This window comes from Streptomyces fradiae ATCC 10745 = DSM 40063 (genome assembly GCF_008704425.1).
Taxonomy (GTDB): Bacteria; Actinomycetota; Actinomycetes; order Streptomycetales; family Streptomycetaceae; genus Streptomyces; species Streptomyces fradiae.
In genome coordinates this window covers 910,613-932,209 of the sequence record NZ_CP023696.1, presented here as the reverse complement: position 1 = coordinate 932,209, position 21,597 = coordinate 910,613, and the positions used below count along the sequence as shown (strand labels likewise).

Annotated in this window: 19 protein-coding genes; 16 read left to right on the top strand and 3 right to left on the bottom strand. The window is 73.2% G+C overall.

Annotation, left to right across the window (positions count from 1 at the left end; translation table 11 throughout):
* Nucleotides 1-25 precede the first annotated feature (25 nt).
* The gene (locus tag CP974_RS03950; RefSeq protein WP_031128964.1) at nucleotides 26-2,527 is read left to right on the top strand and encodes a RelA/SpoT family protein; all 2,502 of its coding nucleotides are present in this window, start codon (nucleotides 26-28) and stop codon (nucleotides 2,525-2,527) included.
* A 186-nt stretch (nucleotides 2,528-2,713) separates the two neighbouring features.
* On the opposite strand, the gene CP974_RS03945 is transcribed toward CP974_RS03950, so the two are convergent.
* Both CP974_RS03945 and CP974_RS03940 read right to left on the bottom strand, forming a co-directional pair.
* Nucleotides 2,714-3,943 carry a DUF349 domain-containing protein gene (locus CP974_RS03945; RefSeq protein ID WP_031128962.1) on the bottom strand — a complete coding sequence of 410 codons (1,230 nt, stop codon included), beginning with the start codon at nucleotides 3,941-3,943 and terminating at the stop codon, nucleotides 2,714-2,716.
* 174 nt (nucleotides 3,944-4,117) lie between these two features.
* Nucleotides 4,118-4,918 (bottom strand): peptidylprolyl isomerase, encoded by an 801-nt coding sequence (locus tag CP974_RS03940; RefSeq protein WP_031128960.1) that lies wholly within the window; start codon nucleotides 4,916-4,918, stop codon nucleotides 4,118-4,120.
* A 175-nt stretch (nucleotides 4,919-5,093) separates the two neighbouring features.
* Here CP974_RS03940 and CP974_RS03935 point away from each other — a divergent pair, with 175 nt between their 5' ends.
* From CP974_RS03935 to CP974_RS03920, 4 genes are all read left to right on the top strand, one after another.
* A complete protein-coding gene (locus CP974_RS03935) occupies nucleotides 5,094-5,801 on the top strand; it encodes an MBL fold metallo-hydrolase (RefSeq protein ID WP_031128958.1) in 708 nt (235 codons plus the stop codon).
* Between the two features lie 13 nt (nucleotides 5,802-5,814).
* Nucleotides 5,815-7,077, top strand: coding sequence for a histidine--tRNA ligase (gene hisS / locus CP974_RS03930; protein WP_031128957.1), 1,263 nt, complete (start codon nucleotides 5,815-5,817; stop codon nucleotides 7,075-7,077).
* A 249-nt stretch (nucleotides 7,078-7,326) separates the two neighbouring features.
* Nucleotides 7,327-7,956 (top strand): vitamin K epoxide reductase family protein, encoded by a 630-nt coding sequence (locus CP974_RS03925; RefSeq protein WP_373276772.1) that lies wholly within the window; start codon nucleotides 7,327-7,329, stop codon nucleotides 7,954-7,956.
* Nucleotides 7,957-8,064: 108 nt separating this feature from the next.
* Complete coding sequence (locus CP974_RS03920) at nucleotides 8,065-9,435, top strand: replication-associated recombination protein A (RefSeq protein WP_031128955.1); 1,371 nt, start codon at nucleotides 8,065-8,067, stop codon at nucleotides 9,433-9,435.
* On the opposite strand, the gene CP974_RS03915 is transcribed toward CP974_RS03920, so the two are convergent.
* A complete protein-coding gene (locus tag CP974_RS03915; protein WP_031128954.1) occupies nucleotides 9,432-10,136 on the bottom strand; it encodes a DUF2470 domain-containing protein in 705 nt (234 codons plus the stop codon). The genes CP974_RS03920 and CP974_RS03915 overlap by 4 nt on opposite strands.
* A 191-nt stretch (nucleotides 10,137-10,327) precedes the next feature.
* Between CP974_RS03915 and rpsD the strand changes: the two genes are divergently transcribed.
* From rpsD to aroQ, 11 genes are all read left to right on the top strand, one after another.
* Nucleotides 10,328-10,942 (top strand): 30S ribosomal protein S4, encoded by a 615-nt coding sequence (gene rpsD, locus CP974_RS03910; protein ID WP_031128953.1) that lies wholly within the window; start codon nucleotides 10,328-10,330, stop codon nucleotides 10,940-10,942.
* 274 nt (nucleotides 10,943-11,216) lie between these two features.
* On the top strand, nucleotides 11,217-11,657 hold the full coding sequence (locus CP974_RS03905) for a DUF948 domain-containing protein (protein WP_031128952.1): 441 nt from the start codon (nucleotides 11,217-11,219) through the stop codon (nucleotides 11,655-11,657).
* An 8-nt stretch (nucleotides 11,658-11,665) separates the two neighbouring features.
* Nucleotides 11,666-12,016: a DUF6167 family protein gene (locus tag CP974_RS03900; protein WP_031128951.1), complete on the top strand. Its 351-nt coding sequence runs from the start codon at nucleotides 11,666-11,668 to the stop codon at nucleotides 12,014-12,016.
* Nucleotides 12,016-14,685, top strand: coding sequence for an alanine--tRNA ligase (gene alaS, locus CP974_RS03895; RefSeq protein WP_031128950.1), 2,670 nt, complete (start codon nucleotides 12,016-12,018; stop codon nucleotides 14,683-14,685). Before CP974_RS03900 ends, alaS begins: the two co-directional genes overlap by 1 nt.
* On the top strand, nucleotides 14,685-15,158 hold the full coding sequence (ruvX, locus tag CP974_RS03890) for a Holliday junction resolvase RuvX (RefSeq protein WP_031128949.1): 474 nt from the start codon (nucleotides 14,685-14,687) through the stop codon (nucleotides 15,156-15,158). The genes alaS and ruvX overlap by 1 nt, the downstream gene beginning before the upstream one ends.
* Nucleotides 15,159-15,259: 101 nt before the next feature.
* Entirely contained in the window at nucleotides 15,260-17,260 is a 2,001-nt protein-coding gene (gene mltG / locus CP974_RS03885; protein WP_037936652.1) for an endolytic transglycosylase MltG, read from the top strand.
* The gene (locus CP974_RS03880; RefSeq protein WP_031128947.1) at nucleotides 17,241-18,089 is read left to right on the top strand and encodes a shikimate dehydrogenase; all 849 of its coding nucleotides are present in this window, start codon (nucleotides 17,241-17,243) and stop codon (nucleotides 18,087-18,089) included. Before mltG ends, CP974_RS03880 begins: the two co-directional genes overlap by 20 nt.
* Nucleotides 18,090-18,257: 168 nt before the next feature.
* Nucleotides 18,258-19,442, top strand: coding sequence for a chorismate synthase (gene aroC / locus CP974_RS03875; protein ID WP_031128946.1), 1,185 nt, complete (start codon nucleotides 18,258-18,260; stop codon nucleotides 19,440-19,442).
* Nucleotides 19,439-20,044 carry a shikimate kinase gene (locus CP974_RS03870; RefSeq protein ID WP_031128944.1) on the top strand — a complete coding sequence of 202 codons (606 nt, stop codon included), beginning with the start codon at nucleotides 19,439-19,441 and terminating at the stop codon, nucleotides 20,042-20,044. The genes aroC and CP974_RS03870 overlap by 4 nt, the downstream gene beginning before the upstream one ends.
* Nucleotides 20,041-21,135, top strand: coding sequence for a 3-dehydroquinate synthase (aroB, locus tag CP974_RS03865; protein ID WP_031128943.1), 1,095 nt, complete (start codon nucleotides 20,041-20,043; stop codon nucleotides 21,133-21,135). Before CP974_RS03870 ends, aroB begins: the two co-directional genes overlap by 4 nt.
* On the top strand, nucleotides 21,132-21,572 hold the full coding sequence (gene aroQ / locus CP974_RS03860) for a type II 3-dehydroquinate dehydratase (protein WP_031128942.1): 441 nt from the start codon (nucleotides 21,132-21,134) through the stop codon (nucleotides 21,570-21,572). The genes aroB and aroQ overlap by 4 nt, the downstream gene beginning before the upstream one ends.
* Nucleotides 21,573-21,597 lie beyond the last annotated feature (25 nt).

Genomic DNA, 21,597 nt, shown 5'->3' with positions numbered 1-21,597 from the left:
ACCCGGACCCGCACGAGGAGCGCCCTTGCCAGACGAGGCCCAGCCACTCTCCGCCGCGACCCCCGACCAGCGGGCCGACCAGGCCGCGGCTCCCTCCGTCACGCCGAAGACCAGGCAGGACGCGCCGAGCACGACCCCGGACGCCAAGCCGGTCCCCGCCGTGCCGCCCCGCGCCGCCCACCCCGCCCCGGTCACGGCGCCCAAGCCGGCGCCCCCCGTGCCCGCCCGCGGCGGCGGCTCCTCCAACCGCGTGCGCGCCCGCCTCGCCCGCCTCGGCGTGCAGCGCTCCTCCCCGTACAACCCGGTCCTCGAACCGCTGCTGCGCATAGTGCGGAGCAACGATCCGAAGATCGAAACGGCTACTCTCCGCCAGATCGAGTTCGCCTACCAGGTCGCCGAGCGGTGGCACCGGGGGCAGAAGCGCAAGAGCGGCGACCCGTACATCACCCACCCCCTCGCCGTCACCACGATCCTCGCCGAGCTGGGCATGGACCCCGCCACGCTGATGGCGGGCCTCCTCCACGACACGGTCGAGGACACCGACTACGGCCTGGAGGACCTGCGGCGCGACTTCGGCGACCAGGTCGCCCTCCTCGTCGACGGCGTCACCAAGCTCGACAAGGTCAAGTTCGGCGAGGCCGCCCAGGCCGAGACCGTCCGCAAGATGGTCGTCGCCATGGCGAAGGACCCGCGCGTCCTGGTCATCAAGCTCGCCGACCGCCTGCACAACATGCGCACCATGCGCTACCTGAAGCGGGAGAAGCAGGAGAAGAAGGCCCGCGAGACGCTGGAGATCTACGCCCCGCTCGCCCACCGCCTGGGCATGAACACCATCAAGTGGGAGCTGGAGGACCTCGCCTTCGCGATCCTCTACCCCAAGATGTACGACGAGATCGTCCGCCTCGTCGCCGAGCGGGCCCCCAAGCGGGACGAGTACCTCGCCATAGTGACCGACGAGGTCCAGGCCGACCTGCGCGCCGCCCGCATCAAGGCCACCGTCACCGGCCGCCCCAAGCACTACTACAGCGTCTACCAGAAGATGATCGTCCGCGGCCGCGACTTCGCGGAGATCTACGACCTGGTGGGCATCCGGGTCCTGGTCGACACGGTCCGCGACTGCTACGCCGCCCTCGGCACCGTCCACGCGCGATGGAACCCGGTCCCCGGCCGGTTCAAGGACTACATCGCGATGCCGAAGTTCAACATGTACCAGTCGCTCCACACGACGGTCATCGGCCCCAACGGCAAGCCCGTCGAGCTGCAGATCCGCACGTTCGACATGCACCGCCGCGCCGAGTACGGCATCGCCGCGCACTGGAAGTACAAGCAGGACGCCGTCGCCGGCGCCTCCAAGGTGCGCACCGACGTCCCGAAGAAGGCCGGCAAGGACGACCACGTCAACGACATGGCGTGGCTGCGCCAGCTCCTCGACTGGCAGAAGGAGACCGAGGACCCCGGCGAGTTCCTGGAGTCCCTGCGCTTCGACCTGTCGCGCAACGAGGTCTTCGTCTTCACGCCGAAGGGCGACGTCATAGCGCTGCCCGCCGGCGCCACCCCCGTCGACTTCGCCTACGCGGTCCACACCGAGGTGGGGCACCGCACCATAGGGGCCCGCGTGAACGGGCGGCTGGTCCCGCTCGAGTCGACCCTCGACAACGGCGACCTGGTGGAGGTCTTCACCTCCAAGGCCGCCGGCGCCGGCCCGTCCCGGGACTGGCTCGGCTTCGTCAAGTCGCCGCGCGCCCGCAACAAGATCCGCGCCTGGTTCTCCAAGGAGCGCCGCGACGAGGCGATCGAGCAGGGCAAGGACGCCATCGCCCGCGCGATGCGCAAGCAGAACCTGCCCATCCAGCGCATCCTCACCGGTGACTCCCTGGTCACCCTCGCCCACGAGATGCGCTACAGCGACATCTCCTCGCTCTACGCGGCGATCGGCGAGGGCCATGTCACGGCCCAGTCGATCGTGCAGAAGCTGGTGCAGGCCCTCGGCGGCGAGGAGGCCGCCACCGAGGACATCGCCGAGACGGCCCCGCCCGCGCGCGGACGGGCCAAGCGCCGCGCCAAGGCCGACCCCGGCGTCGTCGTCAAGGGCGTCGAGGACGTGTGGGTGAAGCTGGCCCGCTGCTGCACCCCCGTGCCGGGCGACCCGATCATCGGCTTCGTCACGCGCGGCAGCGGCGTCTCCGTGCACCGCGCCGACTGCGTCAACGTCGACTCGCTGTCGCAGCAGCCCGAGCGGATGCTCGACGTGGAGTGGGCGCCCACCCAGTCGTCGGTGTTCCTCGTCGCCATCCAGGTGGAGGCGCTGGACCGCTCCCGGCTCCTGTCGGACGTCACCCGCGTCCTGTCCGACCAGCACGTCAACATCCTGTCGGCGGCCGTGCAGACGTCCCGCGACCGGGTCGCCACCTCCCGGTTCACCTTCGAGATGGGCGACCCCAAGCACCTCGGCCACGTCCTGAAGGCGGTCCGCGGCGTGGAGGGCGTCTACGACGTGTACCGCGTCACCTCGGCCCGGCGCCCCTGACCGGGCGCCGCCGACCGGGCACCCCCAACCGGAGGGCACCCGGCCGGCGGCCCCGCGCGGGCCGTCGACGGCGGCCCGCGGCCCCGCCGCCGAGCGGGCCGGTACGCCGGGCGAAAGACCGGCACGCCGAAGGGGCCGGTACGGATCTCCGTACCGGCCCCTTCGGCGTGCCGGGGCGGCGGTGCCTCAGCCGCCGAACTCCTGCAGGCCCTTCAGCGCCTGGTCCAGCAGCGCCTGCCGGCCCTCCAGCTCACGCGCGAGCTTCTCCGCCTTGGCGTCGTTGCCCGCGGCGCGCGCCGCGTCGATCTGCCGGCGCAGCTTGTCCACGGCGTCCTGGAGCTGCCCCGTCAGCCCCTCGGCGCGCGCCCGCGCCTCCGGGTTCGTACGGCGCCACTCGGCCTCCTCGGCCTCCTGGATGGCCCGCTCCACGGCGTGCATCCGGCCCTCGACCTTCGGCCGGGCGTCCCGCGGCACGTGCCCGACGGCCTCCCAGCGCTCGTTGATGGCCCGGAACGCGGCACGCGCCGCCTTCAGGTCCTTCACCGGCACCAGCTTCTCGGCCTCGCCGGCGAGCTCCTCCTTGAGCTTGAGGTTCTCCGCCTGCTCCGCGTCACGCTCCGCGAAGACCGAGCCACGCGCGGCGAAGAACACGTCCTGGGCCCCGCGGAAACGGTTCCACAGCTCGTCCTCGTGCTCGCGCTGCGCCCGGCCCGCGGCCTTCCACTCGGCCATCAGCTCCCGGTACCGCGCGGCCGTCGCCCCCCAGTCCGTGGAGTTCGCCAGCGCCTCGGCCTCGGCGGCCAGCCGCTCCTTCGTCCTGCGGGCCTCCTCGCGCTGCGCGTCGAGCGCCGCGAAGTGCGCCTTGCGCCGCTTCGAGAACGCCGACCGGGCGTGCGAGAAGCGGTGCCACAGCTCGTCGTCGGACTTCCGGTCGAGCCGCGGCAGGCCCTTCCAGGTGTCCACCAGGGCCCGCAGCCGCTCCCCGGCCGACCGCCACTGCTCGCTCTGCGCCAGCTCCTCGGCCTCCGCGACCAGCGCCTCCTTGGCGCGCCGCGCCTCGTCGGCCTGCCTGGCCTTCTGGGCCTTGCGCTCCTCGCGGCGCGACTCCACCGTCTCGACCAGCTTGTCCAGCCGCTTCGACAGCGCTTCCAGATCACCGACCGCGTGGTGCTCGTCGACCTGCTGGCGCAGGTGGTCGATCGCGGTCATCGCGTCCTTCGCGGACAGGTCGGTCGTCCGCACCCGCCGCTCGAGGAGGCCGATCTCGACAACCAGGCCCTCGTACTTGCGCTCGAAGTAGGCCAGTGCCTCCTCGGGAGAGCCGGCCTGCCACGATCCGACGACCTTCTCGCCATCGGCAGTACGCACGTACACGGTGCCCGTCTCGTCGACGCGGCCCCACGGGTCGCTGCTCACAGCGCCTCCTCCACATGATGCCGATGAAGGGGGGTCCCCCCAGGCATCGTCCACAGTTTCCCGGACAGGCCTCGCCCGCCCTTCACGGCGTGCATCCAGTCCACGCCGCACAACGCCAATCTAGGCGAACGGCCGCCCGGCTGTCCGCTCCCAGCGCGACCGAAATCCAGCGGTTCACCTCTCGCTGACCGTGGCCTTTTCGACGGTGACGGCCTTCTTCGGGGCGCCGTCGCCGGTGCCGTCCGCGACGCCGGCCTTCGCCACCTCCCGGACCGCCTTCAGCCCCGCCGCGTCGAGCGTCCCGAACGGCGTGTACTGCGGAGGCAGTTCGCTGTCCCGGTACACGAGGAAGAACTGGCTGCCGCCGCTGTCGGGCGAGCCGGTGTTCGCCATCGCCACCGTGCCCGCCCGGTACACGACCTTGCCGCTCGCCCCGGCCTTGCCGAGCGAGCCCAGGTTCTCGTCCGGGATGGTGTAGCCGGGGCCGCCCGTGCCGTCGCCCTGCGGGTCGCCGCACTGCAGGACGAAGATGCCCTGCGTGGTCAGCCGGTGGCACTTCGTGCCGTCGAAGTACTTCCGGTCCGCCAGGTGCTTGAAGGAGTTGACCGTGCGGGGCGTCTTCGCGGCGTCCATGGCGATCGCCAGCTCGCCCGCGTCCGTCGACAGCGCCATCGTGTACGCCTTCTTCGCGTCCACCGCCATCGACGGCTCGGGCGACGGCGACGGCGAGGGGGCGTCCGACGCGCCGGGGGAGGCCGCCGCGGCCGGGTCGGAGGTGTCCACGCGGTCCTCCTCCGGCCCGGTCAGCTGCACGGAGGCGTACACCGCGCCGCCGGCCGCGAGGACCACGGCGAGCGCCGCGGCCACGACGGCGTTGCGCCGCTTGGCCTTCCTGCGCGACTCCTCCCGCTTGCGCTGCTGGCGCTCGAACTTCTCCCGGGCGAGCTGCCGCCGCCGCTGATCGCTGCTGACCACCGGGTCTTCTCCTTGTCGCTCGTCGTGCTCGTCGTGTCCCGTCCGGGGCTGGTGTGCCCCGTACCGTATACGGGTTGGCTGCTGAATGAGCAGCGCCGGTAGGCTCTGATCTGCTGCATTCCTTCCGCCGGACCCCTCCGCCGGACGGCCATCCGACGACACAACGAGGACGATCGTGCTTATTGCCGGGTTCCCCGCCGGGGCCTGGGGGACCAACTGCTACGTGGTCGCCCCCGCCGCGGGCGAGGAGTGCGTGATCATCGACCCGGGCCACCAGGCGGCCCAGGGCGTCGAGGAGACGCTGAGGAAGCACCGGCTCAAGCCCGTGGCCGTCGTGCTCACCCACGGTCACATCGACCACGTCGCGTCCGTCGTCCCGGTCTGCGGGGCCCACGACGTGCCCGCGTGGATCCACCCGTCGGACCGGTACATGATGAGCGACCCGGAGAAGGCCGTCGGCCGCTCCATCGGCATGCCGCTCATGGGGGAGCTGACCGTCGGGGAGCCCGACGACGTCCGCGAGCTGACCGACGGCGCGCGGCTGGAGCTCGCGGGGCTGGAGCTGACCGTCGCGCACGCGCCCGGCCATACCAAGGGGTCGGTGACCTTCGGCATGCCCGAGGCCGCGGACGTCCCGCCGGTCTTCTTCTCGGGCGACCTGCTGTTCGCCGGCTCCATCGGACGCACGGACCTGCCGGGCGGCGACATGGACGAGATGCTCGCGTCGCTGGCCCGCGTGTGCCTGCCGCTCGACGACTCGACCGTGGTGCTGTCCGGCCACGGCCCCCAGACGACCATCGGCCGCGAGCGCGCCACCAACCCGTACCTGCGGCAGGTGGCCGGCGGCCTCGGGAGCCAGGCGGCTCCCCGACGAGGAATGTGACGAGAGAATCCCCGTGAGTACCTTCCAGGCCCCCAAGGGCACGTACGACCTGCTGCCGCCCGACTCCGCGACGTACCTGGCGGTGCGCGAGGCCATCGCCGCGCCCCTGCGCAACTCCGGCTACGGCTACATCGAGACGCCCGGCTTCGAGGACGTCGAGCTGTTCGCGCGCGGCGTCGGCGAGTCCACCGACATCGTCACCAAGGAGATGTACGCCTTCGAGACGAAGGGCGGCGACCGGCTCGCCCTGCGGCCCGAGGGCACCGCCTCCGTGCTGCGCGCCGCGCTCGAGGCCAACCTGCACAAGGCGGGCAACCTGCCCGTCAAGCTCTGGTACTCCGGCTCGTACTACCGCTACGAGCGCCCCCAGAAGGGCCGCTACCGCCACTTCTCCCAGGTGGGCGCCGAGGCGATCGGCGCCGAGGACCCGGCGCTCGACGCCGAGCTGATCATCCTGGCCGACCAGGCGTACCGCTCGCTGGGCCTGCGCAACTTCCGCATCCTGCTGAACAGCCTCGGCGACAAGGAGTGCCGCCCCGTCTACCGGGCCGCGCTCCAGGACTTCCTGCGCGGCCTCGACCTGGACGAGGACACCCTGCGCCGGGCCGAGATCAACCCGCTGCGCGTCCTGGACGACAAGCGGGAGGCGGTCCAGCGGCAGCTCGCCGACGCCCCGCTGCTGCGCGACCACCTGTGCGACGCGTGCAAGGCGTACCACGAGGAGGTCCGCGAGCTGATCACGGCCGCCGGGGTCGCCTTCGAGGACGACCCGAAGCTCGTGCGCGGCCTGGACTACTACACCCGCACCACCTTCGAGTTCGTCCACGGCGGCCTGGGCTCGCAGTCCGCGGTGGGCGGCGGCGGGCGCTACGACGGCCTGTCCGAGATGATCGGCGGCCCCGCGCTGCCGTCCGTCGGCTGGGCGCTCGGCGTGGACCGCACGGTCCTGGCGCTCCAGGCCGAGGGCGTCACCCTGGACATCCCGGCCGCGACCAGCGTGTACGCCGTGCCGCTCGGCGAGGAGGCGCGGCGCGTGCTGTTCGGCGTCGTCACCGAGCTGCGCCGCGCGGGCGTGGCGGCCGACTTCTCCTTCGGCGGCAAGGGGCTGAAGGGCGCGATGAAGAACGCCAACCGCTCCGGCGCCCGCTTCGCGCTCGTCGCGGGGGAGCGGGACCTCGCGGAGGGCACCGCCCAGCTCAAGGACATGGAGTCCGGCGAGCAGGTCCCCGTCGCGCTCGACGCGGTGGTGAGCACCCTCCGGGCCAGACTGGCCTGATCCCCGCGCTCCCGGTGAGGGGCGGGGCCCGCCGCGGCGGACGCCCCGCCCCTCACGTGCGGCCGGGAGCCGTCCGGCGGGCGGGCCCCGGCCGCGGGCGGGGCGCCGCACGGGGCCGCCTGGCCCGAAACCGGCCCCGTCCCGCGGGTCGAAGGTCCTTCCTTATGCCGAACGAACGGCGCGCACGGGCTCCTCTCCTGCACAATGACCACGGTTCCACCACGCCACCGCAGCAGACCCATCCACGGAATGGCCGCTATGACGACGACCCCAGAAGTTGACGACGTGTCCGCCGACCCGCGCACCCACGGCGCGAGCCGGGCCTTCGCCTGGATGCTGATCGTCACCGGAGCCGCAGGGCTGCTCGCCGCGTGGGTCATCACGCTCGACAAGTTCAAGCTCCTCGAGGACCCCTCGTTCACCCCGGGCTGCAGCTTCAACCCCGTGGTCGCGTGCCGCAACATCATGGAGAGCGACCAGGCGACGGTGTTCGGCTTCCCGAACCCGATGCTCGGCCTCGTGACGTACGGCATGGTGATACTCATCGGCGTCGGCCTGCTCGCCGGCGCACGCTACCGCCGCTGGTACTGGCTCGGCTTCAACGCCGGCACGCTGTTCGGCGTGGGCTTCTGCACCTGGCTGATGGTCCAGTCCCTGTACGAGATCAACGCCCTGTGCCTGTGGTGCTGCCTCGCCTGGGTCGCGACGATCGTCATGTTCTGGTACGTCACCTCGCACAACGTCCGCGCCGGGATGCTCCCCGGGCCCGACGGCCTGAAGCGCTTCCTCGACGAGTTCACCTGGGTCCTGCCGGTCGTGCACATCGGCATCATCGGCATGCTGATCCTGACCCGCTGGTGGGACTTCTGGTTCCGGTGACCGGACCACCCGCCTGCGCCGGGCCCGGCGCGCCGCGCCGGGGCCGGGCGGACGGGGGGCCGCGGCGGCCCGGCGGCGCTGTCAGCGGGCTGGCATAGGCTTCATGGCGTGGAGCCCGACCTCTTTACCGCCGCAGCCGAAGACCGCCAGGAGAAGGACCCGGCGAGCAGCCCGCTCGCCGTGCGGATGCGCCCGCGCACGCTCGACGAGGTCGTCGGCCAGCGGCATCTGCTGAAGCCCGGTTCGCCGCTGCGCCGCCTGGTCGGCGACGGCGCCGGCGGCCCGGCCGGGGCGTCGTCGGTGATCCTGTGGGGCCCGCCCGGCATCGGCAAGACGACCCTGGCGTACGTGGTCTCGAAGGCGACGAACAAGCGGTTCGTGGAGCTGTCCGCGATCACGGCCGGGGTCAAGGAGGTGCGCGCGGTCATCGAGGGCGCCCGCCGCGCCGCCGGCGGCTTCGGCAAGGAGACCGTCCTGTTCCTGGACGAGATCCACCGCTTCAGCAAGGCGCAGCAGGACTCGCTGCTGCCGGCCGTGGAGAACCGCTGGGTCACGCTCATCGCGGCGACGACGGAGAACCCGTACTTCTCGGTGATCTCCCCGCTGCTCTCCCGCTCCCTGCTGCTGACGCTGGAGCCGCTCACCGACGACGACCTGCGCGGCCTGCTGCGCAGGGCGCTGACCGAGGAGCGCGGGCTGGCCGGGGCGGTCGCGCTCACCGGCGACGCCGAGGCGCATCTGCTGCGGGTGGCCGGCGGCGACGCCCGGCGGGCGCTCACGGCGCTGGAGGCGGCGGCCGGGGCGGCCCTCGCGAAGGGCGAGCCGGAGATCACCCTCGCGACGCTGGAGGAGACGGTCGACCGGGCGGCCGTCACGTACGACCGGGACGGCGACCAGCACTACGACGTGGCGAGCGCGCTGATCAAGTCCATCCGGGGCTCGGACGTGGACGCGGCGCTGCACTACCTGGCCCGGATGATCGAGGCGGGGGAGGACCCGCGGTTCATCGCCCGGCGGCTGATGATCTCCGCGAGCGAGGACATCGGGCTCGCGGACCCGACGGCGCTGCCCACGGCGGTCGCGGCGGCCCAGGCGGTCGCGATGATCGGCTTCCCCGAGGCGGCGCTGACCCTCGGCCACGCCGTGATCGCCCTGGCCCTGGCCCCCAAGTCGAACGCGGCGACGCTGGCCATCCAGGCCGCCCAGGCGGACGTGCGGGCGGGGCTGGCCGGACCGGTGCCGCCGCACCTGCGCGACGGGCACTACAAGGGCGCGGCCGACCTGGGCCACGCGCGGGGGTACGTCTACCCGCACGACGTGCCCGGCGCGATCGCCGCCCAGCAGTACGCCCCGGACGCCGTGCGGGGCAGGCGCTACTACCAGCCGACCCGCTACGGCGCGGAGGCGCGGTACGCCGACGTGGTGGAGAAGGTGCGGGAGCGGCTGCGCGGCGGCGACACCCCGCGGCAGCCCTCCTAGGGGGCCTCGCCGGCCGCCTCGAAGAGGGCGTGCAGGGCGCGCCGCAGCCCGTGCACGTGGCGTACGGGCGCGGGGAAGTCGAAGCGCGCGTCGAACGTACGGCCCTCGGCGTCCCGGCAGCGCACGCGGAGCCCGAAGCGGTCCAGGGCCAGCGGCGTCACCCGGCGCACGGCGGCGGGACCCGTCCCGGCGCGGTGGCCGAGCAGCGCGGCGAGGGCGAGCATCCGGTCGTCGTGGGCGGCGGCCAGGTGCTGGAGCAGCTCGGCCTCGTGGGCGCGCAGCGGGTCCGGCTCGGCGCGCGCGAAGTCCTCGGGGTCGACGGGCCCGGCGCCCCACAGGTCGTCGAGGTGGAGGTCGCCGACCTCCAGCCGGAGCAGGGCGCGGCCGGGTTCGGCGGCGGCGGGGGAGAGGGTGAGCCGGCCGGATACCCAGGCGCGGCCCCGGACGCGGTGCGGCACGGCGACCGGGGCCACGTCGGTGAGCTCCAGGACGGCCCGGAGCTCGTCGCCGCGGGCGGGGGCGGCGGCGCGCACGGCGGGGGAGCCGGAGGGGTAGAGGAGCAGGATCTCGCCGTCGGGGCCGATGACCCGCAGGTCGGGGGCGAGGTGCCCGGGATGGGCCGCGGCGGCTCCGGGGATCAGCAGTGCCGCGGAGCATGTACCCTGTACGAGAGTTCGTGTGCGCTCGGCTGCTGACGGCATCCGGGCGGTTTCAAGTCCGCTGGGACGCGGCTGACCATGAGCTGATCGGACCTCCGTCACATCGACGCCCTGTTGAGAGGCGTCGTTCTCTGTGCTGCTGTCTGTGATGCGCGTGGTGTTCCCAGGGCGAGACATGCGATCTCCTTGAGTAAGGTGAGCCTAACCTAACCTATTTCGGAGGTCTGGAGAACGTGCCTAACCAGTCGCGTCCCAAGGTCAAGAAGTCCCGTGCGCTCGGCATCGCGCTGACGCCGAAGGCCGTCAAGTACTTCGAGGCCCGCCCCTACCCGCCGGGCGAGCACGGCCGTGGCCGCAAGCAGAACTCGGACTACAAGGTCCGTCTGCTCGAGAAGCAGCGTCTGCGCGCCCAGTACGACATCAGCGAGCGCCAGATGGCCCGCGCCTACGACCGCGCCAAGAAGGCCGAGGGCAAGACGGGTGAGGCGCTGGTCGTCGAGCTCGAGCGCCGCCTCGACGCCCTGGTCCTGCGTTCGGGCATCGCCCGCACCATCTACCAGGCCCGTCAGATGGTCGTCCACGGCCACATCGAGGTCAACGGCCAGAAGGTCGACAAGCCGTCCTTCCGCGTCCGCCCCGACGACGTCGTGATGGTCCGCGAGCGCTCCCGCGCCAAGGCCCTGTTCCAGGTGGCCCGCGAGGGCGGCTTCGCCCCCGACGGCGAGATCCCGCGCTACCTGCAGGTCAACCTGAAGGCCCTGGCCTTCCGCCTCGACCGCGAGCCGAACCGCAAGGAGATCCCGGTCATCTGCGACGAGCAGCTCGTCGTCGAGTACTACGCCCGCTGATCCGGGCGCGGTACGGACAGCACCGCAGCGGTTCTCGAGCCCGCCGCCTCCCCACCCCACGCGGTGGCGGAGCCGGCGGGCTTCCGCGTCCCGGGACCGGCTTCGGCACCGGCTTCGGCACCGGCCCCGGGATCGGCTCCCGGGCAGGCTCCGGGACCGGCTCCCGCGGTGGGCGAAACCCGTTCGGGGAGCCACCACGGGCGCGATAGGCTCGGAGGACGACTTCGCAGGTGCGAGAGACCGGCGGACTACGACGAACAGAGAGCGGTGCGCAGTGACCGGTGGAGAGGTTGCCGGGATCCTGGTGGCCGTCTTCTGGGCGATCCTGGTGTCCTTCCTGGCCGTGGTGCTGGTGAGGCTTGCCCAGACGCTCAGGGCGACCACCCGGCTCGTGGCGGAGGTGACCGAGCAGGCCGTCCCGCTGCTGGCCGACGCCTCCGCGACCGTGCGCTCCGCGCAGACCCAGCTCGACCGGGTCGACGCCATCGCCTCGGACGTCCAGGAGGTCACCTCCAACGCGTCCGCGCTCTCCACCACCGTCGCCTCCACCTTCGGAGGCCCCCTCGTCAAGGTCGCGGCCTTCGGCTACGGCGTACGCCGCGCGCTGACCCGCGACAAGACCGACCGGCCCGCCGAGCGGCAGGGGCCGCGGCGCACCGTCATCGTCGGCCGCACGGTCCCCAGGGCGCGCGGCGGCCGGAACCGGAAAGGCTGACGCGACACATGTTCCGCCGGGCATTCTGGTTCACCGCCGGCGCGGCAGCCGGCGTGTGGGCCACCACCAAGGTCAACCGCAAGCTCAAGCAGCTCACCCCCGAGAGCCTCGCCGCGCAGGCCGCCGACAAGGCGGTCGAGACGGGCCACCGGCTCAAGGAGTTCGCCCTCGACGTCCGCGCGGGAATGCTCCAGCGCGAGGCCGAGCTGGAGGAGGCGCTGGGGCTGGAGGCACCGGTCGACCCGGCCCTTCCCGCACCCCGGCGCACGGCGCTCGGACCGGGCGGCCCCGCCCCCGCGCACCGCGCCCACCCGCACCCGTACCCCACCCACCCGTACAACCGGAATGAGGACCACTGATGGAGTCGGCTGAAATCCGCCGCCGCTGGCTGAGCTTCTTCGAGGAGCGCGGGCACACCGTCGTCCCTTCGGCGTCGCTCATCGCGGACGACCCGACTCTCCTCCTGGTCAACGCCGGCATGGTGCCCTTCAAGCCCTTCTTCCTCGGCGAGGAGAAGCCGCCCTACACGCGTGCCTCCAGCGTCCAGAAGTGCGTGCGCACGCCGGACATCGAGGAGGTCGGCAAGACCACCCGCCACGGCACGTTCTTCCAGATGTGCGGCAACTTCTCCTTCGGCGACTACTTCAAGGAAGGCGCCATCAAGCTCGCCTGGGAGCTGCTCACCACCCCGGTCGAGCACGGCGGCTACGGCCTGGAGCCCGAGAAGCTCTGGATCACCGTCTACCAGGACGACGACGAGGCCGAGAAGATCTGGCGCGACGTCGTGGGAGTCCCCGCCGAGCGCATCCAGCGCCTGGGCAAGAAGGACAACTTCTGGTCCATGGGCGTCCCCGGCCCCTGCGGGCCCTGCTCCGAGATCAACTACGACCGCGGCCCCGAGTTCGGCGCCGAGGGCGGCCCCGCCGTCAACGACGAGCGGTACGTGGAGATCTGGAACCTCGTCTTCATGCAGTACGAGCGCGGCGAGGGCACCTCGAAGGAGGACTTCGAGATCCTCGGCGACCTGCCGAGCAAGAACATCGACACCGGCCTCGGCCTGGAGCGCCTGGCGATGATCCTCCAGGGCGTCCAGAACATGTACGAGACGGACACCCTCAAGGTCGTCATCGACAAGGCCACCGAGCTCACCGGTGTCCGCTACGGCCAGGCCCAGGAGAGCGACGTCTCCCTGCGCGTGGTCGCCGACCACATGCGCACCTCCGTGATGCTGATCGGCGACGGCGTCACCCCCGGCAACGAGGGCCGCGGCTACGTCCTGCGCCGCATCATGCGCCGCGCCATCCGCAACATGCGCCTCCTCGGCGCCACCGGCCCGGTCGTCGGGCAGCTCGTCGACACGGTCATCCGCACCATGGGCGAGCAGTACCCGGAGCTGGAGACCGACCGCAAGCGCGTCGAGACGGTCGCCCTCGCCGAGGAGGCCGCCTTCCTCAAGACGCTGAAGGCCGGCACCAACATCCTCGACACCGCCGTCACCGAGACCAAGGCCGCCGGCGGCAGGGTCCTCCCCGGCGACAAGGCGTTCCTCCTCCACGACACGTGGGGCTTCCCCATCGACCTCACCCTGGAGATGGCCGCCGAGCAGGGCCTGACCGTGGACGAGGACGGCTTCCGCCGCCTGATGAAGGAGCAGCGGGAGCGCGCCAAGGCCGACGCCCGCGCCAAGAAGACCGGCCACGCCGACGTCACCGCGTACCGCGAGATCGCCGACGCCTCCGGCGCCACCGAGTTCACCGGCTACACCAACACCGAGGGCGAGTCCACCGTCGTCGGCCTGCTGGTCAACGGCGTCTCCTCGCCGGCCGCCTCCGAGGGCGACGAGGTCGAGGTCGTCCTCGACCGCACCCCGTTCTACGCCGAGGGCGGCGGCCAGATCGCCGACACCGGCCGCATCCGGCTGCACAGCGGCGCCGTCATCGAGGTCCGCGACGTGCAGCAGCCGGTCCCCGGTGTCTCCGTGCACAAGGGCTCCGTGCAGGTCGGCGAGGTGACCGTGGGCGCCACCGCCTACGCCGCCATCGACGTCCGGCGCCGCCGGGCCATCGCCCGCGCCCACAGCGCCACCCACCTCACCCACCAGGCGCTGCGCGACGCCCTCGGCCCGACGGCCGCCCAGGCCGGCTCGGAGAACCAGCCCGGCCGCTTCCGCTTCGACTTCGGCTCCCCGTCCGCCGTGCCGCAGACGGTCATGACGGACGTCGAGCAGAAGATCAACGAGGTCCTCGCCCGCGAGCTGGACGTGCACGCCGAGGTCATGCCGATCGACGAGGCCAAGCGCCAGGGCGCCATCGCCGAGTTCGGCGAGAAGTACGGCGAGAAGGTCCGCGTCGTGACCATCGGCGACTTCTCCAAGGAGCTGTGCGGCGGCACGCACGTCCACAACACCGCCCAGCTCGGCCTGGTGAAGCTCCTCGGCGAGTCGTCCATCGGCTCCGGCGTGCGCCGTATCGAGGCCCTCGTCGGCGTCGACGCCTACCACTTCCTCGCCCGCGAGCACACGGTCGTCGCCCAGCTCCAGGAGCTGGTCAAGGGCCGTCCGGAGGAGCTGCCCGAGAAGATCTCCGGCATGCTCTCCAAGCTCAAGGACGCCGAGAAGGAGATCGAGCGGTTCCGCGCGGAGAAGGTCCTCCAGGCCGCCGCCGGACTCGCCGAGTCCGCCCGGGACGTCCGCGGCGTCGCCCTGGTCACCGGCCGGGTGCCGGACGGAACGGGCGCCGACGACCTGCGCAAGCTGGTCCTCGACGTACGCGGCCGCATCCCCGGCGACCGCCCCGCCGTGGTCGCCCTGTTCAGCACGTCGGGCGGCCGGCCGCTGACCGTGATCGCCACCAACGAGGCGGCCCGCGAGCGCGGCCTCAAGGCCGGCGACCTGGTCCGCACGGCCGCCAAGACCCTCGGCGGCGGCGGTGGCGGCAAGCCGGACGTCGCCCAGGGCGGCGGCCAGAACCCCGAGGCCGTGGGCGACGCCATCGGTGCCGTCGAGCGCCTGGTCGCCGAGACCGCCTGATGAGCGGGATGCGGCGCGGGCGCCGGCTGGCGGTCGACGTCGGGGACGCCCGGATCGGGGTCGCCTCGTGCGACCCCGACGGGGTCCTCGCCACGCCGGTGGAGACCGTGCCGGGGCGCGACGTCCCGGCCGCCCACCGGCGGCTGCGCCTGCTCGTCGAGGAGTACGAGCCGATCGAGGTGGTCATCGGCCTCCCCCGCTCCCTCAACGGGCGGGAGGGGCCGGCCGCCGCCAAGGTCCGCGGCTTCGCCCTGGAGCTGGCCCGCGGGATCGCCCCGGTGCCGGTCCGGCTGGTCGACGAGCGGATGAGCACCGTCTCCGCGACCCACGGGCTGCGCGCCTCGGGGGTGAAGGCGAAGAAGGGCCGGTCCGTCATCGACCAGGCCGCCGCTGTGATCATCCTTCAGAACGCTCTTGAGTCCGAACGGGTATCGGGTAATCCGCCCGGAGAGGGCGTCGAAGTGGTCATCTGATCGCGATACGGTAACGTTCCGCGCGATGCGGTGGCGTTCGAACAGCCGCCGTACGACGTAGAGGCGGACGTCCCGGAAGCCTCACGGCTGTTTGGGGATCGATGACTGAGTATGGCCGGAGCCCCGGCTCCCAGCCCTGGCACCCCGAGGACCCCCTGTACGGGGACCAGGGCTGGGGAGGCGAGCAGTCCGCGGGCGCCTACCAGCAGCAGCCGCAGTACGGCGGCGGCCACCAGGACCCGTACCAGCAGGGTCACGACGGCCGGCAGTGCGACGCGGGGGGCGGGCAGTACGGCGCGGGGGCCGCCGGGCACGACTACGGCACCCCCGGCCAGGAGTACGGCACGGGACCCGCCCAGGGATACGGCGGCCAGGCCGCCGGCGGGCAGCAGTACGGCGCCCAGGCCCACGACCCGCAGCAGCAGTACGGCGGCGGCCACGGCCACGAGTACGGCGCCGGGGCCCCCGGCCAGGGGTACGGAGGCGGCTGGGACACCGGGACCGGCCAGCACACCGCCATGCCGTACGGGACGCCGCCGCCCGCCGAGCCGTACGGGGCCGGCGCCCCCGACCCGTACAGCACCCCCGAGGCGTACCCGCCCCCGAGGCCGCCGGGGCAGCGCGACACCGACCCGCACGGCCACGGCCGGGCCGCCCAGGACCACGCCGGGCAGGGCCACACCGCCGAGGACCGGGCCGGTCAGGGCCACGGGCAGGGCGGCCAGTGGCAGGCCGAGGCCCCGGACGGCGACACCCGGCCGCATCCGGGCGACCCGGCCGACCCCGCCGCCCCCTCCGACTCCCGGGGCGCCGCCGACGGCACCGGCCCGGACGGCCGCGCACGGCGCGGCGGCTCCCGGCGGCGCGGCGGCGGACCCGAGGGCCCCGGCGGCGACGGCGGCCACGACGGCCCCGGCGGCGCGCACGACGAGTACGACGCGTCCGACGAGTACGACGACGCGTACGACGACGAACCGGCCGGGTCCCGGCGCGGCGCGGGCCGCGGCCGCACCAAGAAGCGCAAGGGCCGCAACGGCGTCGCCTGCCTCTTCGTCGCCCTGGTCCTCGCCGGCGGCCTCGGCGGCGTCGGCTACGTCGGGTACCAGTTCTGGCAGGACCGGTTCGGTCCCGCGCCGGACTTCACCGGCTCCGGCACGGGCGAGGCGGTCACCGTCGAGGTCCCCAAGGACGCGACCGGCAGCGTGATCGGCAACGCCCTGGTCAAGGCCGGGGTCGTCAAGAGCGTGGACGCCTTCGTCACCGCCCAGGAGAAGAACCCCAAGGGCCTCTCCATCCAGCCGGGCATCTACACCCTCCAGAAGGGCATGTCCGCGGCCTCCGCCGTCGACGCCATGCTCAGCCCAAAGAGCCGCAACGTCCTCATCATCCCCGAGGGCAAGCGCAACGCCTGGGTGTACGAGCAGATCGACAAGCGTCTCGAACTGCCCGCCGGCACCACCGAGAAGACCGCGCGGGAGAACGCCGACAAGCTCGGCCTGCCCGCCTGGGCGACCGGCCACCCCAAGGTCAAGGACCCGCTGGAGGGCTTCCTCTTCCCGGCCGACTACCCGGTCGCCAAGGGCAACAAGCCCGAGGACGTCCTGAAGAAGATGGTCACCCGCGCCAACTCCGAGTACGCCGCGCTCGGCCTGGAGTCGAAGGCCGCCTCGCTGGGCCTGAAGAACGCGTGGGAGCTGGTCACCGTCGCGAGCCTCGTCCAGGCGGAGGGCAAGACCGAGGACGACTTCCGCAAGATGAGCGAGGTCGTCTACAACCGGCTCAAGCCCACCAACACGGAGACCAACCGGCTCCTGCAGTTCGACTCGGCCTTCAACTACCTCAACGGCCAGAGCGAGATCAAGATCAGCGAGTCCGAGATCAACAGCAACCGGGACCCGTACAACACGTACACCCAGAAGGGCCTGACCCCCGGCCCGATCGGCAACCCCGGCAAGCAGGCGCTCGCCGCCGCCCTCGCCCCGACGTCCGACGGCTGGATGTACTTCGTGGCGACGGACGGCATGAACAAGACCGAGTTCGCCAAGAACCACGCCGACTTCCTCAAGCTGAAGGCGAAGTTCAATGACAACCAGGGAAGCTGAGGCGCGCCGGGCGGCCGTCCTGGGATCGCCGATCGCCCACTCGCTCTCCCCCGTCCTGCACCGCGCCGCGTACGCCGAGCTGGGCCTCACCGGCTGGACGTACGACCGGTTCGAGGTGGACGAGGCGCGGCTGCCCGGCTTCTTCGCCACCCTCGACGCCGGCTGGGCCGGGCTGTCCCTGACGATGCCGCTCAAGCGCGCCGTCATCCCGCTCCTGGACGAGATCAGCGACACCGCCCGTTCCGTCGAGGCCGTCAACACCGTCGTCCTCACCGGCGACGGCCGCCGCGTCGGCGACAACACCGACATCCCCGGCCTGATCGCCGCCCTGCGCGAGCGCGGTGTCGAGAAGGTCGAGGAGGCCGCCGTCCTCGGCGCGGGCGCGACCGCCTCCTCCGCTCTGGCCGCGCTCGCCCGCGTCTGCTCCGGCCCCGTCACCGCCTACGTGCGCAGCGCCGCCCGGGCCGGCGAGATGCGCGGCTGGGGCGAGCGCCTCGGCGTCGACGTGCGCACCGCCGACTGGTCCGACGCCGCCCGCGCCCTCACCGCGCCCCTGGTCGTCGCCACCACCCCGGCCGGTGCCACCGACGAGCTGGCCCGGTCCGTGCCCGAGGGCCCCGGCACGCTCTTCGACGTGCTGTACGACCCGTGGCCGACGCCGCTCGCGGCGGCCTGGTCCGCGCGCGGCGGCGCGGTCCTCGGCGGCCTCGACCTCCTCGTCCACCAGGCCGTGCTCCAGGTCGAGCTGATGACCGGCCGCTCCCCGGCCCCGCTCGCCGCGATGCGGGCGGCGGGCGAGGCGGCCCTGGGGGGCTCCGCGGGGGCCTGATCCGCCGGCGGTGCGGGGGCGCGAGGCGTCCACGTCCCGGACCGCTGTCCGATTGCTGGGACGGCGGCCGGACGGGCGCCCGGCCGTGGGAGGATCGGGGGAGAGGCCGGTCCGGGCCGCGTACCGGGCGGGCCGTCCGCAGATCCGGCCCCAGGAGAAGGAGCACCGTTGAGCAGGTTGCGCTGGCTTACGGCGGGGGAGTCCCATGGTCCCGCGCTGGTGGCGACGCTGGAGGGGCTTCCCGCCGGCGTCCCGGTCACCACGGAGATGGTGGCGGACCACCTCGCCCGGCGGCGCCTGGGCTACGGGCGTGGCGCGCGGATGAAGTTCGAGCGGGACGAGGTCACCTTCCTCGGCGGCGTGCGGCACGGCCTCACCCTCGGCTCCCCGGTCGCCGTCATGGTGGGCAACACCGAGTGGCCCAAGTGGGAGAAGGTCATGTCGGCCGACCCGGTCGACCCCGCCGAGCTCGCCGAGATGGCCCGCAACGCCCCGCTGACCCGGCCGCGCCCCGGCCACGCGGACCTCGCGGGCATGCAGAAGTACGGCTTCGACGAGGCCCGGCCGATCCTGGAGCGGGCCAGCGCCCGCGAGACCGCCGCCCGCGTCGCGCTCGGCGCCGTCGCCCGGTCGTACCTGAAGGAGACCGCCGGCATCGAGATCGTCTCGCACGTCGTGGAGCTGGCCTCCGCCAAGGCGCCCTACGGCGTCTACCCGACCCCCGCCGACGTGGAGCGGCTCGACGCCGACCCGGTGCGCTGCCTGGACGCCGACGCGTCGAAGGCGATGGTCGCCGAGATCGACCAGGCCCACAAGGACGGCGACACCCTCGGCGGCGTGGTGGAGGTCCTCGCGTACGGCGTGCCCGTCGGCCTCGGCTCGCACGTCCACTGGGACCGGCGCCTCGACGCGCGGCTGGCCGCCGCGCTCATGGGCATCCAGGCCATCAAGGGCGTCGAGGTCGGCGACGGCTTCGACCTGGCCCGCGTGCCCGGCTCGAAGGCCCACGACGAGATCGTCACCACCGCCGACGGCATCCGCCGCGCCACCGGCCGCTCCGGCGGTACGGAGGGCGGGCTCACCACCGGCGAGCTGCTGCGCGTCCGGGCCGCGATGAAGCCCATCGCGACCGTGCCGCGCGCGCTGCGCACCGTCGACGTCGCCACGGGCGAGCCGGCGCAGGCCCACCACCAGCGCTCCGACGTGTGCGCCGTCCCGGCGGCCGGCATCGTCGCCGAGGCCATGACGGCGCTGGTCCTCGCGGACGCCGTCGCGGAGAAGTTCGGCGGCGACAGCGTGGCCGAGACCCGCCGCAACGTCCGCTCCTACCTCGACCAGCTCCACATCCGGTGAGCAGCGGACCGCTGGTCGTCCTCGTCGGCCCGATGGGCTCCGGGAAGTCCACGGTGGGCACGCTCCTCGCCGAGCGCCTGGGCGTGCCCTACCGGGACACGGACGCCGACATCGTCGCCGCCGAGGGCCGGGAGATCTCCGACATCTTCATCGAGGACGGCGAGCCGCGCTTCCGCGAGCTGGAGCGGGCGGCCGTCCGCGCCGCCCTCGCCGAACACACCGGCGTCCTCGCCCTGGGCGGCGGCGCCGTCCTGGACGACGGAACCCGCGCCCAGCTCGCCGGGCTGCCCGTCGTCTACCTGTCGATGGACGTCGAGGAGGCCGTCCGGCGCGTCGGCCTCGGCGCCGCCCGCCCGCTGCTGGCCGTCAACCCGCGCCGGCAGTGGCGCGAGCTGATGGAGGCCCGCCGCCACCTGTACACGGAGGTGGCGCGCGTCACCGTCGCCACCGACGACCGCACCCCCGACGAGGTCGCCGACGCGGTCCTCGACGCCCTCGGGCTCACCCGCTCCGCGGACCCGAGCACCCCGCACCCCGCAGACCCGAGCACCCCGGCGGCGGACCCCGCCGGTTCCGGTGCACCCGGCCAGGAGGACACGTGACCGACACGCCCGCAACCCGCGTCCACGTCGGCGGGAGCGCCGGCTCCGAGCCGTACGACGTGCTGGTCGGCCGGCAGCTGCTCGGCGAGCTGGCCGGGCTGATCGGCGACCGCGCCCGGCGCGTCGCGGTCATCCACCCGGAGGCGCTGGCCGAGACCGGCGAGGCGCTGCGCGCGGACCTCGCCGAGCAGGGGTACGAGGCCGTCGCCATCCAGGTGCCCAACGCGGAGGAGGCGAAGACCGCCGAGGTCGCCGCCTACTGCTGGAAGGCGCTCGGCCAGACCGGCTTCACCCGCACCGACGTGATCGTCGGCGTGGGCGGCGGCGCCACCACGGACCTGGCCGGCTTCGTCGCGGCGACCTGGCTGCGCGGGGTGCGCTGGATCGCCGTGCCGACGACCGTCCTCGCCATGGTCGACGCGGCGGTCGGTGGGAAGACCGGCATCAACACCGCCGAGGGCAAGAACCTCGTCGGCGCCTTCCACCCGCCCGCCGGGGTGCTGTGCGACCTGGCGGCGCTGGACTCGCTGCCCGTCCACGACTACGTCAGCGGCCTCGCCGAGGTGATCAAGGCCGGTTTCATCGCCGACCCGGTGATCCTCGACCTGGTCGAGGCCGACCCGGAGGGCGCCCGCACGCCCGCCGGGCCGCACACGGCCGAGCTGATCGTGCGCTCCATCAAGGTCAAGGCCGAGGTCGTCTCCTCCGACCTGAAGGAGTCCGGGCTGCGCGAGATCCTCAACTACGGCCACACCCTGGCCCACGCCATCGAGAAGAACGAGCGGTACAAGTGGCGGCACGGCGCGGCGGTCTCCGTCGGCATGGTCTTCGCCGCCGAACTGGGCCGGCTCGCCGGGCGACTGGACGACGCGACGGCCGACCGGCACCGCACGGTGCTGGAGGCGGTCGGGCTGCCGCTGACGTACCGCGGCGACCAGTGGCCGAAGCTGCTGGAGACGATGCGGGTCGACAAGAAGTCCCGCGGCGACCTGCTGCGCTTCATCGTCCTCGACGGGCTCGCCAAGCCGACCGTCCTGGAGGGCCCCGACCCGGCCGTGCTGCTCGCCGCGTACGGGGAGGTGTCGGCGTGACCCGGCGGGTCCTCGTGCTCAACGGCCCGAACCTGGGCCGCCTCGGCTCGCGCGAGCCCGACGTGTACGGCTCCACGTCGTACGCGGGTCTGGTGGATGCCTGCCGGAAGCTCGGCGAGGAGCTGGGCCTCGACGTGGACGTCCGCGAGACCAACGACGAGGGCGAGATGATCCGCTGGCTGCACGAGGCGGCCGACGGCGCCCTCCCGGTCGTCCTCAACCCCGGTGCCTTCACGCACTACTCGTACGGCATGCGCGACGCGGCGTCCCAGCGGACGGCGCCGCTGATCGAGGTGCACATCTCCAACCCGTACGCCCGCGAGGAGTTCCGGCACACCTCGGTGGTCGGCGCGGTCGCCACGGGGACGGTCGCCGGGTTCGGCATCGGGTCGTACCGGCTCGCGCTGCGCGCGCTGGCCGACGAACTGACGGACTGACGGCCGCCGCCGGAACCCTCCCGGA